At 52.5% G+C, this 13,836-nt stretch carries 19 protein-coding genes and 1 pseudogene; 3 read left to right on the plus strand and 17 right to left on the minus strand.

Going from position 1 to position 13,836, the window contains the following annotated elements:
- Positions 1-7: 7 nt before the first annotated feature.
- The 10 genes from OWK27_RS07945 to OWK27_RS07990 form a co-directional block, all read right to left on the minus strand.
- A complete protein-coding gene (locus tag OWK27_RS07945; protein WP_267590174.1) occupies positions 8-610 on the minus strand; it encodes an HK97 family phage prohead protease in 603 nt (200 codons plus the stop codon).
- Positions 603-1,820, minus strand: coding sequence for a phage portal protein (locus OWK27_RS07950; RefSeq protein ID WP_267590175.1), 1,218 nt, complete (start codon positions 1,818-1,820; stop codon positions 603-605). The genes OWK27_RS07945 and OWK27_RS07950 overlap by 8 nt, the downstream gene beginning before the upstream one ends.
- The gene (locus OWK27_RS07955) at positions 1,810-1,971 is read right to left on the minus strand and encodes a hypothetical protein (RefSeq protein ID WP_267590176.1); all 162 of its coding nucleotides are present in this window, start codon (positions 1,969-1,971) and stop codon (positions 1,810-1,812) included. Before OWK27_RS07955 ends, OWK27_RS07950 begins: the two co-directional genes overlap by 11 nt.
- The gene (locus OWK27_RS07960; protein WP_267590177.1) at positions 1,968-3,698 is read right to left on the minus strand and encodes a terminase large subunit; all 1,731 of its coding nucleotides are present in this window, start codon (positions 3,696-3,698) and stop codon (positions 1,968-1,970) included. The genes OWK27_RS07955 and OWK27_RS07960 overlap by 4 nt, the downstream gene beginning before the upstream one ends.
- Positions 3,698-4,135, minus strand: a complete 438-nt coding sequence (locus OWK27_RS07965; protein WP_139936474.1) for a phage terminase small subunit P27 family — start codon at positions 4,133-4,135, stop codon at positions 3,698-3,700. The genes OWK27_RS07960 and OWK27_RS07965 overlap by 1 nt, the downstream gene beginning before the upstream one ends.
- A 108-nt stretch (positions 4,136-4,243) precedes the next feature.
- A complete protein-coding gene (locus OWK27_RS07970; RefSeq protein WP_267590178.1) occupies positions 4,244-4,612 on the minus strand; it encodes an HNH endonuclease in 369 nt (122 codons plus the stop codon).
- The gene (locus OWK27_RS07975) at positions 4,593-4,937 is read right to left on the minus strand and encodes a hypothetical protein (RefSeq protein WP_267590179.1); all 345 of its coding nucleotides are present in this window, start codon (positions 4,935-4,937) and stop codon (positions 4,593-4,595) included. The genes OWK27_RS07970 and OWK27_RS07975 overlap by 20 nt, the downstream gene beginning before the upstream one ends.
- Positions 4,938-4,956: 19 nt before the next feature.
- Positions 4,957-5,592, minus strand: a complete 636-nt coding sequence (locus tag OWK27_RS07980) for a methyltransferase domain-containing protein (RefSeq protein WP_267590180.1) — start codon at positions 5,590-5,592, stop codon at positions 4,957-4,959.
- Positions 5,573-6,439: a hypothetical protein gene (locus OWK27_RS07985; RefSeq protein WP_267590181.1), complete on the minus strand. Its 867-nt coding sequence runs from the start codon at positions 6,437-6,439 to the stop codon at positions 5,573-5,575. The genes OWK27_RS07980 and OWK27_RS07985 overlap by 20 nt, the downstream gene beginning before the upstream one ends.
- Before the next feature lie 7 nt (positions 6,440-6,446).
- Positions 6,447-6,932 carry a hypothetical protein gene (locus OWK27_RS07990; protein WP_267590182.1) on the minus strand — a complete coding sequence of 162 codons (486 nt, stop codon included), beginning with the start codon at positions 6,930-6,932 and terminating at the stop codon, positions 6,447-6,449.
- Positions 6,933-7,411: 479 nt separating this feature from the next.
- On the opposite strand from OWK27_RS07990, the gene OWK27_RS07995 reads away from it, so the two are divergent.
- On the plus strand, positions 7,412-7,672 hold the full coding sequence (locus OWK27_RS07995; protein ID WP_267590183.1) for a hypothetical protein: 261 nt from the start codon (positions 7,412-7,414) through the stop codon (positions 7,670-7,672).
- A 33-nt stretch (positions 7,673-7,705) separates the two neighbouring features.
- Here OWK27_RS07995 and OWK27_RS08000 read toward each other — a convergent pair whose 3' ends face one another.
- The 3 genes from OWK27_RS08000 to OWK27_RS08010 are packed head-to-tail and all read right to left on the minus strand — an operon-like array spanning position 7,706 to position 9,061.
- Positions 7,706-8,251 carry a hypothetical protein gene (locus OWK27_RS08000; RefSeq protein WP_267590184.1) on the minus strand — a complete coding sequence of 182 codons (546 nt, stop codon included), beginning with the start codon at positions 8,249-8,251 and terminating at the stop codon, positions 7,706-7,708.
- The gene (locus OWK27_RS08005; RefSeq protein WP_267590185.1) at positions 8,248-8,733 is read right to left on the minus strand and encodes a TIGR02594 family protein; all 486 of its coding nucleotides are present in this window, start codon (positions 8,731-8,733) and stop codon (positions 8,248-8,250) included. The genes OWK27_RS08000 and OWK27_RS08005 overlap by 4 nt, the downstream gene beginning before the upstream one ends.
- Complete coding sequence (locus OWK27_RS08010) at positions 8,720-9,061, minus strand: phage holin, lambda family (protein WP_105572770.1); 342 nt, start codon at positions 9,059-9,061, stop codon at positions 8,720-8,722. The genes OWK27_RS08005 and OWK27_RS08010 overlap by 14 nt, the downstream gene beginning before the upstream one ends.
- Before the next feature lie 231 nt (positions 9,062-9,292).
- Between OWK27_RS08010 and OWK27_RS08015 the strand changes: the two genes are divergently transcribed.
- Positions 9,293-10,171 (plus strand): hypothetical protein, encoded by an 879-nt coding sequence (locus OWK27_RS08015; RefSeq protein WP_267590186.1) that lies wholly within the window; start codon positions 9,293-9,295, stop codon positions 10,169-10,171.
- A gap of 249 nt (positions 10,172-10,420) precedes the next feature.
- Entirely contained in the window at positions 10,421-10,807 is a 387-nt protein-coding gene (locus OWK27_RS08020; RefSeq protein ID WP_267590187.1) for a hypothetical protein, read from the plus strand.
- Positions 10,808-10,819: 12 nt separating this feature from the next.
- Here OWK27_RS08020 and OWK27_RS08025 read toward each other — a convergent pair whose 3' ends face one another.
- From OWK27_RS08025 to OWK27_RS08040, 4 genes and pseudogenes are all read right to left on the minus strand, one after another.
- Positions 10,820-11,167: an antiterminator Q family protein gene (locus OWK27_RS08025; protein WP_267590188.1), complete on the minus strand. Its 348-nt coding sequence runs from the start codon at positions 11,165-11,167 to the stop codon at positions 10,820-10,822.
- Positions 11,160-11,528: a RusA family crossover junction endodeoxyribonuclease gene (locus OWK27_RS08030; RefSeq protein ID WP_267590189.1), complete on the minus strand. Its 369-nt coding sequence runs from the start codon at positions 11,526-11,528 to the stop codon at positions 11,160-11,162. Before OWK27_RS08030 ends, OWK27_RS08025 begins: the two co-directional genes overlap by 8 nt.
- A 1-nt stretch (position 11,529) precedes the next feature.
- Positions 11,530-13,197 (minus strand): annotated as a pseudogene (locus tag OWK27_RS08035) (DNA cytosine methyltransferase); the annotation flags it as partial.
- On the minus strand, positions 13,190-13,486 hold the full coding sequence (locus OWK27_RS08040) for a Ref family recombination enhancement nuclease (protein WP_267590190.1): 297 nt from the start codon (positions 13,484-13,486) through the stop codon (positions 13,190-13,192). The pseudogene OWK27_RS08035 and the gene OWK27_RS08040, both read right to left, overlap by 8 nt.
- Positions 13,487-13,836 lie beyond the last annotated feature (350 nt).

The following is a 13,836-nucleotide window of genomic DNA, read 5'->3' on the forward strand; positions in this document are numbered from 1 at the left end:
TTTTTCCTTACGCGTTAAGAAGGGTCAGGACGCGCTCACGCGCCATTCGTTGGTTAATGGCTTTCTGCAGCGCGCCACTGTCGCGCGCCTCCTGCCAGGCTTTCATGGAACGGACTGCAGAGTCCGCTTCCTGATATGCCGGATAAGTCACAGGGCTGACATCCAGCAGACGGGAAAAACGGGTAATCTCACGAATTACCACACCTTCCTCGTCCTGGTACCATTCCTCCCCGTCGCGGGCGACGCGAAAAGCAAAAGAGGACTGGTTAATATCCCCGCGCTGCATTGGTGCCAGCACCAGATCACGGATTGTCTGGGTTTCGGGTGCGGTGATGTCATAACGCAGGCCGCGCTCGTCCACGGTCAGTGCCAGTGTGTCCGCGCGGGTACGCCCGAGGATAAAATTGGGATCGTGGTTAAACAGCGCCCGGACATCGTCTTTCAGCACATCATCAAACGCGCCGGGCCTGATAATTTCGCGAAACGAACCGAAAATCAGTTCGGAACGGCTGTCAAAAACCGAACCGTATCCGATGATCCTGCCGGGTTCGCTGTCGCGCGTTTCAGCGCGCACCTCGCCGCTGTAACAGCGAATTTCTCGTTCACTCATCTGGAGTGTTCTCCTGGGTTTTGGTTTTGACTGGCTGGGAGGCGTTGACGCTGACAAGCATTTCATCAAGGCCGTCTTTCGGGTTCATATCCTCAAAGGCGCGCGCCTCGTTGCGGCTCATCCAGCCATCTGTGATGGCGTAGTGATAGAACTCTGCGCGCTCTTTTGCGGTACCGCGCAGCAGACCTGCCAGGTTAAAGCGCACGTAATACCCTGCAGCCCGTTCGGCGCGGGTAAATAACCGACGATTAAGCTCCTGCTCCCAGTTCGTCACCCACGGCATCATCGTGTAGCGGACAAACTGAATCGCCTGTTCGGAGATGTTGGAGAAAGTGGCTTTTTCGAGGTCGTTTATCATGTGCGCCGGCACGTTAAATATCCCGGCGATCATCGAACGGTTGAGCTTCATCATGTCGATGAGCTGGGCATCGACCGGCGAGACAGTCAGCGCTTTATAGTCAAGGTCGGCCGGAAGCAGCATGGTTTTATTTTCCTTGCTACGGAGCATCGCTGTGGCTTGTCGCCACTGCTCTTTCAGCCATCCCCAGGCGTCTTTGTTCAGTGGCCCCTTAACCGAGACAATCCCAGCTGGCCGGGCATTTCCGCTGAAAAAACTTTCCGTGTATTTCTGCCCGCTCATGCCCATTCCGATGGTTTCAGCGTGCTGCAGTACCGGACTGAGCCCCATTTTCTGATCGTTTCCCAGCGCCCTGACGTGGATCATGTCGTCAGGATTGATGGCGAAAGCCCCCTCTTCGTTATAAACGCCGTAGGTATAGCGCCCGCCGGTGTTCAGCAACGTTGTTTCCCAGGGCATACAGGCTTCAAGGCCGGTGACTTCACCGGTTCGCCGGTGGCGGTTAACACGTGTGTAGCCGTTACCCCATCCCAGAATGTGTCGCTGCTTCAGCTCACGCCATTTATAGCTGGTCTGCCAGGCGTTTGGCTCATCATGAACCAGGTAAAAAACGGGGTGATCGCGGGCGGTTTCAACCTTTTTCCCGGTGCGCCGCATGACGTGAAGGGGCATCTGCGCAACGTTGGACGAAATAACATAGATACAGGCATACACCGCCGCCAGTTTCATTGCCGTCCTGGGATTTACGATCACGTCACCGTTAAAAATGCCGTCATTTTCGGCGGCTTCGACAGTGATCGGTACAGCAGGGTTTTCCAGAGAGTTGCTTCTGAAAATGGCGTCAATCAGCATTTTTTATTCTCCTGGCCGCCAGTAATGCCCACAACAGCAGGCCACAGCCACCAGCCATAAGGGCGACCGCAGCGCCAAATTTGAGGTATACACCTCCCACCAGCGCGCCGAAGCCAGCCAGTCCGGCCACATCGATAATTAGTGATTTCACAGGAATAACAGTTCCTCATCAGGATCGAGCGTAGAAAGGAAGTCTTTCGGCTCATTCAGCATCGCGCGCCCAACACCCATCATCAGGCCAACTGCACCATCAATTTTGTTGCCAGCCCCCTCTTTCACCGGACGCACAACATCATCACTACCCGGTAAATACTTACCGACAACGTTAGAAATGCACCAGGTCATCAGCGGATTACCGTCATGATGAAAGCGGCCAGCAGCGATCGCAGCTTCAATTTCACGCATCGGGTCGCTCATATTGGTGTAGTTCTGGGTAATGGTGACGGGCTCAAGCCCTTCATCCTGCAACATATGAGAAAGGCCGGTGGCACCATAGGGGTCAATCGGGCTCGCCGCTATTTTCACGGTTTCACGTAATTTCAGGATCGCTTCGAAAATAAGGCGGTAATCCACCTCCGCGCCGTCCGACGGAACCAGCACGCCCTGATTAACAAAGGACTGGTAACGGTCGGCGATCGTTTTCAGCGCAGGGTCCGTGGCATAGACGGTATCTTCCGGCACCCAGAAGAGAGGCGAAACGCAGTAGTAATGGCTTACCCCGTCGATTTCGCGGCGGAAAACGGGTACCACCGCGTTAAGGTCGAGTTTTGATGCCAGGTCTATGCCGAGATAACACTCTTCCCCCGCAAAATCGGACAGTTTGAGCGTCTTGTCTGCCGCAGCCATCCACTTCTGCAGGTTGTAGAATGCCGCTTTAGAGCTCACCCATTTATTGAAATGTTTGGTGAGTATTTTGTTGGTCTGGCTGGGCGTGGACATCGCCAGCAACTGCTTGGCCTTGAGAAATCCCTCTTTCACCGAAATGTTGTAATTCGGGTTGGCTTTTATCAGTGCTTCCGGCTGTGTCCAGTCGTCGTCATCATCGAGGGTATAGATGATCCCGAAAATTGCCTCGTTTTCACCACCTTCTCTGATGCGCTCCAGTATCTCGACCACCTGGGTGCGCTTCTCATAACACGGTGAGGCGATATCGAAACCCGCCGTGGTGATGATCAGCGTGATGGGCTGTTCCCTTGCCCCCATCCCGGTGGTCATCGTGGTATAGAGCGCGTCAGTATCGTGCTCGTGGTACTCGTCGATAATGGCGCAGGAGGGTGAATCACCGTCGCCGGGGTCGCCGATAACAGGCGCGAACAGGGAGCCATCCGGGCGCGTCATTTTCTTCGCCCAGGGTTTGATGCTGAACTTCTGACGCAGGGCCGGCAGCTTTTTCACCATTGCCAGAGCAGGTGCAAAAACTTTCCAGGCCTGTTTTTCCGTCGTGGCGCCACAGTAAACTTCCGCTGCGTACTCGCCATCTGCGCAGAACATATAGTTACCAACGGCCGCCGCGATCGCAGATTTGCCGTTTTTACGTGGTACCTCGATGTAAATCTCAGTGAAGCGACGAAAACCGTTATCCTTCCGCACCCAGCCAAACGGCACGCCAAGCGCAAATTTCTGCCAGGGTTCAAACTCTATTCGCAGCTTCCGGCGAGCCCACTCACCGGATGTGTGCGGCATTTTCTGGGAGAAGCGAAGGAAACGTTCTGCTTTATTTTTATCGAAGCGGTAAGGCCAGCGTGGATCTTTGGCGCGCTCCAGGTCGTCCAGATGTCGCTGACAGGCAAGAATGGTTAACCGGCAGGCCAGTATCTTCCCGTTCACGACGTCCCGCGCATACTGGTTCGCCGCATTGACGTTCGGATATGTAGCCATCAGTCAAACTCATCAAATTCATTCCCTTCATCGTCCGGATCATTTTTACCGCTGGTCATTCTTATGCGGCTGAGCGGGTCTAACCCGAGAAGTGACCCCAGACGGGCGAGCTGAGAAACGGAGTCATTACGGACGTTAACTGCTGGGTGCTTTTTCTCACCCCCCATTTCGCTTGATACTGTCAGCCCGTCTTTTGCGATGACTTTTTCGGCCTCAACCATCAAATGAAACGCATTGCAGTACGCCAGGAGTAGCGGCGCATCCTCCAGATCAAAGACGCCACGTTCGATTAATATTTTGCTCTGCGTTTTCCAGATGCGGATCGCAGTGTCGCTCATTAATTCATCCGGTGGCGCAATCCTGGTCAGTTTGCTCTTCAGGTTTGAAGGTAAATTACGCTTGCGGCCGGCACCGGAAGAACGCACAACACCACCCATTAAAACCTCCAAATCAATAGGCGAAACCTTCAGGAAAAAAGTTTCTTATTTTGGGCGCGTAAAAATTTGATGAGGCGGGCAGTCCGGAGGGGCAAAGGCTGGAGAGATTTACCCTCCCCCCCGCCTGCCTGACAGGCGCTCTCGCGCCGTCTTCGCCCGATGACATGGGGCACACAGGCTTTCAAGGTTGTCGTCACTGTCGCTGCCTCCGTGCGCCAGCGGCAGCCTGTGGTCAACGCTGGTCGCCTCGGTTATTGCGCCACGTCGCAAACACTCCTGACATAATCCCCGGTCTCTTTTGAGTATGCGGAGGCGGGTCTTATCCCATGACGCACCATAGCCGCGCTGATGACGTGACACGCCGGGTTTGTACTGTCGCCAGCCCTCGCCACGGTGGTCATCGCAGTATCCGCTGCGGTCTGTTGTGGTCTGCCTGCAACCTCGCTTACGACACGCCTTAGGCGTTCTCGGTGGCATGGGTATCGGCCAGGACAGTTTCGGGGTGCGCCAGGTCAGATGCATTCGCTTGCAGTGCGATCAACTCCACATGAGCTTTTGCCGCATATTCATTATGCTCAAGCGCCAGCGTTTCGATCTCATGCAGCAGGGCTCTGTATTTTTCTGCCGCTTCTTCAATCCGGTCTGCAGCTGAATAATTCAGTTCAAGAAGACCATTCACGAAATGTGAGTATTCGGATTGAATGATGGCCGCTTTGACGTGCCAGAGATCATCGACTTTCTTCTCAATACGACGCTTTAGTACCGTGCAACGTCCGATGTATTCATAATTTGGTTCGTTCACTACAGACCTCACTTTCATTTCAGACCTCGTTTCGCTTAAACGCATAGCTGCTGATGCCGTCGCGCCCCAACATGCTCTCCATGGTGTTGTGTTCAGCACAAACGAAACCCTGCGCGTCAAACCAGCGCCGGATGCCGCCGTCGGTGAAATACCAGATGTGCTCGTCCTTGCGGTAATGCCGGGACGTCAGGATATGTTCTGCACTTTTGAAGACAGGCAGAGACACAAAAACCCACTGACCGGCACGCGCCACAGCTGCTTCTGGATCGTCGATGTGCTCCAGCGAATCCCAGAACGTCAGCGCAGGAAAATCACCGTCAGGGAAATAAGGGTCGTAAAGGTTAGCCCAGCGGCCACCAGCTTTAAGCCAGGCGATCCCTTCAGGGTTCACGTCATAGCCCCATGTATCAGGCCGTGTCTCCACGAACTGACCGGACCCGATCCCCACGTCGAGCACTTTGCCCTGATGATGGCGGGCCACCAGCTGAATACGTGCCGCGTTCAGCTGAATACCCATGTTGGTTTGCGCCATCTGCCGATACTTTGCAAAATAACTGGCGTCGTATGGCCGCTCTGGTGGTACCGGAAAACGGCCAATGCCCAGCTCGGGCAACCAGACAAGGCCGTTTTGCATTTCATGTGAGAACAATGTCATGTAACCAGCCTTTGAATTTATCAAGGAATCCGGTGATGTGCTTGTTGCAGTCGTGATCCATGCTCGCACACATGCAGTAATCATCCGGTTGCGCCCAGCCGACGCGGGAAAGATCCATATCTGGATCGGTAACGATGTGCGGGGCATTGTGCGCACCGCATCCGCCCTGAATGATGTAAACAGGCGTTTTGTAGCAGACAGCCGCTGGCAGCGCCCAGCCAACCCCGGAAACCACGACGGCGGCATGTTCCACCAGCGCCAGCATTTCCGTTAGGGACAGCTCGCCTTTGTGCAGATAGAGATCGGCCTCCGGAAGTTCACCCACCAGCCACTCTTCACCCTCTTCAAGATCAGCCAGGCTCACAACGTAAAAATGTTTACGCAGCTCGCGTGCGGCTTCCGCGAGGTATTTGGGGTCAGGATTTCGCGCGGGGTTCGCCCACTCTTTGCGAACGGTGGCCGGACGGATTACTGCAACCGGCTTATCAACCTGTACCGGCGATTCACCGAATGACGGCAGATCAAAGACGCTGGCCATCTTGCCAAACTGCCAGGTCATGGCGTCAATGATGGATCCTTTACTCAGCTCTTCGGGGCCATAAAAAATTGTCAGAATCTCTGACGGCCGCGACGGCTCCTGCACAAACTCCACACCCGTTTGCTCTTCGTTTTTCCGCTGCGTCCTGAGTGAAGTATTTGACCGAACAAAATTCACATCGAGATCGCAATAAAGCTCCGGCCAGGGTGTTCGCAGATACGCGCCGGGGAACTGGCGCACAAACGCCCGCTGGTAAATAGAGTCACCAAGCCCGTACATCCCGCGGATGCAGACCTTTCGTCTTTTCATAAATTTCCTACAGAGAAAGTGCAGTCTCGAGGGACTGCTGGGGGAAGCAGGTAAGCCGCGTAAAGCGGGAACAGTTAATAATCTCGACACCACCAGCAACAGCACGGAGGCGGGAAAATTCATCCTGCCAGCGTGCTACGCTGAATTTGTCCGGGTTGGACAACAGAGCATGGTTGCCGTGCCAGTGGGTACCGTTGCGTATTGAGCAGTCATAGCCCAGTAACAAAACGCGGCTGGCGCCAAGGTGGATCGCCAGCTCAATCGCTCGCTGACCAGAATTAAACGAACCGGGGATTGCAGACGGTAGCCAGTTAATACCGAAACGCCTGGCCGTGAATTCATCACCACACCAGCGGGCCGCCTCGGATGTTATCCCTGCGCCGTATTCTTCCCACCAGCAGCAATCTGCTGCGTAAATGTGCTCACATCCAGGAACTGCCATCCAGCTGTTGTTAACGGCGATAACTGGCAGACCTGAATCGCTGGCGCGCAAGCAATCATCCGGAGTCAACGACGGACCGCTACCGATGCAGAAGAATGTTTTGGGCATGATGGGCGAGGAAAGAATTAAGGATTGTGGCGACCGGCACTGATTTTCCGGCATGTATGGCTTCGCGAGATTTCTCCCCTACGCCCTCGTCTTGATAACACCTCCACCGCCCCAAGCTGTAACGGCTTCTCTGGCTGCGCATCAGCCTGCGCATTCACCACAAAATCAACATTATCACAGGCACTCAGTGAATGCCTGCTGTAATGCCAATCCCTTTTAGCAGATCGCTGGTTGGAAAATGGACAGTGATTGCACTTCCAACCCGTTACATTGCAGCGCGGGGAAGATTAAACGGTGCTTCGCCATTACTGGACAGGTCAGTAACTCTCTGGGCGAATGGTAAAACTCTGGAATGAACGTAACGGTTAGAAAAATGATATATTCCATCTGCATTTTCGCGATAACTGAAAAGAGGTAATTTGATGCAAGACCTTGAAAAACGCGTTAGCGAATTAGAATCAATCATTGAAGATTTACTGTTAGATCAACATGCAGCAAGGATTGCTATAACAACGATGTCTTCTGCATGGAATTCTTTGGCTAATAAGCCGGGGTTGCTGGGCGATAGTTATGACACTGCGGTTAAAGCAACATCGCCGTATAAGTTTGATAACCCCGTAAATGAAGGATATGCAGAACAGCTTCATGAAAGGGTTACTGCTCTCCTTTCAAAATCCTTATAAACTTAAAGTGAGGGCTTCCTTCAAGGAGCCCTTTCATCCTTGCCTGTCTTTTTCAATTTCTCTAATACCTGCGAAGTTATTGTTGCCCTTCTCAATGACGGCCAGCAGCGGCTTAATCCACAACACAGCCTGGCAGTACGTCATTGAGCTGGCGGAAGCGGAACGATCATCGGCTGCGTCAGGTCTGTTGGTATCGGTGTGCATGGCGCTGGCACGTAAACGGTGCGCGTATTCGAGCAGCCCACCAGCAATGTCAGCAGGAACAGGCAGATCACAGGTTTTTTCACGGCGGAGAATCTCCCGGTATTTGATGACAGTTTCTTCTGTGCCGGTGTCAATCAGTGAATTCAGCCTGTTGGCATGCTCAGAGATTTGATTGAACCGGTTGAAGTTGAACGCCTGCGTCGCGATAACCTGCCCCTGCAGCTGGTTATCCGACGCCAGAACGCGATTATCTGCCTGGCTGTGTGCCAGCCGGATGGTGAGGATCGCAATGGTTCCCGCCGCGACAACAATGATGAGCAGCAGCGCCAACACCCGCCATGAGGGTTTCAGCGCTGCCGGGAGCAACGGGATCATGATTCTTTTACCGAACTGGCGGCACTCATCACCGGCAATGGCCTGCTGTCCAGCGGTTCGTTAACAGGCCAGCGATAGCCGGTGACGCGGGAACGGGAAAAAGCGCGAATGTTGATGGCATCTGACTGATTACCGCCCAGCACCATCAAATCGCCGTTATCTGCCTGTCCAACGACAAACCCCACATGCCCGCCGCCGTCGCGACTGAATACAACAACGCATCCGTAAGCTGGTTCGCGAAGCTGTACTCCCCAGCTGAGGTATGATTTTGCTGATTCGAACCGGGTTGACCGGATGCCGACGCGTTCGAGCATTGACCCGACGTAAGCAGCACACCAGGGAGTTTCGTCATCTTTGATACCGCCTCGTTTGATGTCCTTCCAGAACTGGAGAATTAACGGGTTATGGCGCGGGCCTTTGATTTCCATCTGCCCGATATATTTGCGGCCTTCAGCCAGCCAGCGTAAATCATTTTGCTGCATTACCACCTCCCAGGCGGGTGTTTAATATGCCAAGCAGCAAACGGCGGAACTGCTCAACACCGATAAAGCCAATGCCACCGCCAATGGCAATCGACAGCGATTTAGGCCATTCCATATATTCCAGCCCGGAGGCGACCGTCAGGGTCAGCGCACCGCACAGGAGCCCTTCGAGCAAAATCTTTTTCCAGCCTCCGCCCGTGTATGCGATGCGAAGCGCGGCCATGATGAATGCCATCAGTACGGCACCCAGCGGCGTTTCTCCACGCCACCAGCTCTGAAAGAGTTCGAGCCAGTCAGGCCAGTTGTTTGGATTGTGTGGCATTTTCATCGTCTCTCACCTCGCTGTGGGCGGGTGCTGTGTGAAGGAAATAAAAAAGGCCGCCCAAAGGCAGCCCTTAAAAGTAAAAAAAACCGCACTGATGACGGGTTTAGAGAATTAAGCGGTGTGACCAAGTAACCACTCTTAACAGGTTACGATAGTTTTTGCGTACGCGTTAGTGATTTTCCCAAGATTATCTGTATCCTGTGGCTATTTCTCTTTCGCAAAGGATGCTTTTTGATGACACAGCAACTCGAAAACTTGCCAGTAACCGAAATCGAAATTGCCTATGGTGGCGAGGCTTACGCAGATAATCAGATCGATGCGAAAACATTAGGCGAAGCATTGACTTCGCTTAGCACCCTTATTGAACATGCCGAAAAAATAATTAACGGCGAAACTGCTGAGCCGAAAGTCAACATTAAAGCGACAAAAGAAGGTTCATTTACTTTGCTGGTAGCGGTGATGGGGAGCATTAAAACCATTAATGCGCTTGGTCTCGTTGCTGGTGCCGGAGCTGCCGCAGGCGGTGTGCTCGGTATAATCGAATGGCTAAAGGGGCGCAAAATTAGCTCCATTGTTGTCGATGAACAAAAAGACACTGCAGAAATCGAAGTGGATGGTGAAAAGGTTGAATGCAGTAACGACATTCAGAAATTAATCACAAGTCCAATCATTCGAAAGGAACTGGATAAGTTAATCTATAAACCCCTGCAGACTGACAAACCATCTACGTTCTCGGTTTCACAACATGACCATAAAGTAGTCAGGGTGACACAAGTTGAAGCAGCTAGCTTTAAAGTTGCAAAATCTACTTTTGTTGAGAAAACGCACGTAACGACACGCGAAGCTAACGTACATTTTGCTAATGTTCGCTTCAAGCAAGGCAAAAGCTGGGACATCATCCTACCAGGTGGTGAAGAGGTCAGCGCCTCTATGAAAGATGAGGCTTTTCTCGAACGGATTGAACACAACCAGGCAGCGTTCTGTAAAGACGATCTTTTTGTTGTAGAACTAACGGAAACAACAAAAGAAACGAATGGCGAACTATCTAAACCACGTTATAGTATCACTAAAGTTATACGCCACAGAGCAGCAGCAGACAGGAAACTACTTTAAATCATGTCCATCCTAAGCATTATGCTTTACATCACTGTATTCATGGCCGTCGCAATGACGGTCAGATATGCTGTGCTTAGGTTTTTGGTTTGGGTAAAGCCGAATGCGTACATTGAACTAACTTATACTGATCCTGAAGGTAAAACCTCCAAACGGAAAGTTAGCGTTAGAAACGAAAATGACGCTGAACAGTTGGCGTTGCTGCTACGCGAACTCAAAACACGTAACGAAGCGAGTGCAGGAAGGTGAATGGCGAACGCTAAATCCTACCTGGCAATGCAGGCGTGGTTTACCACCCTTATCACTGCGGGGCTGAATTTCCTTTTTGACTGGCTCCCTCAACTGGCCTTCTTCAAATCGTTAGCGCCTGGAGCCGCCGTTGGCTTATCTCACGTGGTAATTCTTCTCATCGCTTACGTAGGTTTGCCTACGCTCAATGACGTAAGAATGAAAAGAGAAATAAAAACGGCCAGAAAATTCATTACGAACTGTCTGGCCAACCCTAACCTAACTACTGAACAAATTGCGCACTATAACCAATGCCTTGTCGATTTAGACAATAAACTTTTGAAAAACATCAACATCCGCATTGATGCCTTAACCGAGTTCGAATCTAAAGCCCAGGCAAAAGAGTAGCAACCGTCTAACTTAAGATAAAATCAAACACATACATCCATCAATAAACCCAAGAGCTGTCTGTAAGTCTTTTCTTATTGTCCCATCTGAACATTTCCGCTTCTTCGCTATAGAACGCAGTGAGATACCAATTACAAAATGAGCAATGATCAGCTCATATTCTTCTGGCCTGTACTTTTTTAGACGTGATACACAGCCATCTATTAAGATTCCCTCATCATCGTCACATTGCAGACGCGACTTTTTCCCGTGTGGCAACAGACCTTTAAACCCGGCTGCAATAGGTTGCCAGTCAACACCACTACTATCAGCTGCCGCCCACGCTCCCCAGAGGTCCATTACCTCGTACATGTCACGCATTTTTCTCTCCAATGTTCTCGATAATTATCATTCCGGTTTCGCCCCATACTTTTGATGTCCGGGCGTCCCAAATGTGGGAATCATCCTCAAACAAGGCGTCCAACAGAGATTTTGTTAAGTTGTCCAGATCTGGCTTTTGCTGGTGTGGCTGGCCGTCCATAGACGCGCGTTTTTTCTTGCTCCAGCTCTGCGGCATCGGCAAAACGAAGGTGATATGGGCGCCGTTCTCCGGCACCCGGATTCCATGCAGGCGGGCTTCATCGCAAAACATGCGATAACGCATCACCGGCGGGCGCTGCTTCCACTTATCAGCGCGGGTCATGCGGGGTTTTCCCACTGGGGTGATGATGTATTTAGGCACGCAGCGCCTCCTGGATTCGGGAGCCAATCCAGCGCATAACCGGCACCGCCATTGAATTGCCGATCGCTTTATAGCGCGGTCCATCAGCGGCCAGGCGATAAGCCTGCTCTGCAGTCAGTTCTGGCCGGTGGTGGCGCAGGTAGGCGTATTCTTCAGCGGTGAGCTGCTTACGTTTTTGTGTGGGGATCAGGGTGTGGTTATCGGGGAAGCCCTGCAGGCGTTCGCACTCGACAGGAGTCAGGCGGCGAACTGCCATATTTTGCATGATTGCAGGGGCCTGATTGCTCCCGCTATTGGCGCTGGTAAGCGTAGGTGCCTGCTCGCAGGCATAACCTATTCCATGGGCTTTTGCTCCCTGGCCTCCCTTGAATGCGTAAGCGACAGCGGGAGGTGATCCGGCATTTTGGTTTCCATGTGCGCTGTTGCCTGCACGGAGTGTTGGTGAAATTTCGCTGGAGGCATCGTGTCCACTATCCTTAGAGCTGAACGCGATAACCGCATTTTCCTGGCCATGGTTACGGCCCAGGGTATGCGCCATATTGCTCAGCGTGCAAGGATCCTGTGTGCCGTGAATGGCGTAGGTTTGAAGGGTATCATCCATGCTGTCATTAGATTTTGCCAGCAACGTCCTGCTGATGTCGGAATAAGTCACAGCTAAATCGGTCGCATCTTTGTGATCACGGGCTTTTAGTGTTGAAGCCGTTTCATCACTAGAATACTCACCGAAGGCAACCATGCGGTAAGTTCCAACAACATTCATCCCCCGATCAACACATGGCGATGAATCATGTCGTGCAGTTAATGTTCCGGCTAACTCGCGAAAATTTTGAGTTTCACAAACTAATCCAGATCCTCGCTGTGAAAAAACCTCCTGATTACTCGCACCTATCCCGCCAGTATTGAATGACTGATTCAGCGTTGGATGTGGATTATGCTCCCCATCCCAGTGACTACCGTTAGCAACGCGATAGCCAGCATCTGAGGTAATGACTTGCCTCGCTTTTCTGCTCGGCGGAGAATTCCGGCGCAGGCCTTCGGACTCAAAAAGAATTTTTGCGGGATCGATATCCCCTCTAGCTGTTGCGACAACAAACACACGTCTGCGTCGTTGGGCCACTCCGAAAAATTGAGCGTCGAGCACTCGCCAGGCAATAGCTCTTTCTGGTCCCAGCACATAACCAGCGTTTGACCATCGCTTCCCTGGTGATTCCAGCGCGCAGCTTTCGCCGGCAAGCCCTGCAAGAAAACATCCGAAAGCGTTATCTTTGCTGCTGAATACGCCGGGGACGTTTTCCCAGACGACGATGACGGGAGGTTTTCCCTGTTCTCTGCGTTTTTCATCGATAGCATTAACCAGCTCCACAAAAGCCAAAGTTAACTGGCCGCGTTCGTCAGCCAGCCCATTACGTAAACCCGCTACGCTGAACGCCTGGCAAGGGGTTCCCCCCACCAGCACATCGGGCGCGTCGATTTTTCCGGCACGGATTGCCGCGGCGATTTGCGTCATGTCGCCCAGGTTGCTGACGTCCGGCCAGCGGTACGCCAGAACAGCGGAGGGAAATTTTTCTATCTCAGCGAACCATGCTGGCTGCCAGCCCAGGCAATGCCATGCCACGCTGGCGGCCTCGATGCCGCTGCACACTGAGCCATAACTGACTGGCTTATTCATCCGCAGGCTCTCCCAGCAAATAGAGAACCTGCACCAGCAGCTCTGCTTCGGTGCCGTGCTTCATTTCCCAGGCGCGGCGGCCAGCATGAATCGCCACACCGTAACCGCCGTTGCGATGGTGCATATGGCACAGGGGGATTGATTTCCGATGGTCAGCGCGCTGGCTTGTGCCCTGACCGGTCCGGATGTGGTGAATTTCAGCAGGCGTCTCGCCCAGGTTCTGATTGCGGCACACAATACAACCCAGTGCGGCCACACGTGAAAGATGGATGCTGTCTGCTTTCTTCATGCTGGACCACCAGCATAAGCAGAAACACCGCGCGTAAACGGGCGGTGTGGGTAATTCTGGGTAGTTCTTTGCGCCATCACTTTTCTCCGGTGATGGTGCGACAGGCGCTGGTTGTTCAGGCCAGCTTGATTATTATAAATCAGTTGTCAGGGTTGCGGAAGCGCTCAAGACATTGTCTGAGTGCTTCCCTGGTGATGAGTATTGCTTCGGCAGGTACAGGGATTACAACAAAGGAGCCATCCTCCCGGCTCACTACCTCATAACGTCCAGCAGGGCGAACGGCAGCGATTAATTCTTGCTCATTCATAACGAAAAATCCTATTCAATTCAGTCATCCCCGACTAATCGGG

Source organism: Enterobacter cloacae complex sp. 2022EL-00788 (genome assembly GCF_026627565.1).
GTDB classification, from domain to species: Bacteria; Pseudomonadota; Gammaproteobacteria; order Enterobacterales; family Enterobacteriaceae; genus Enterobacter; species Enterobacter pasteurii.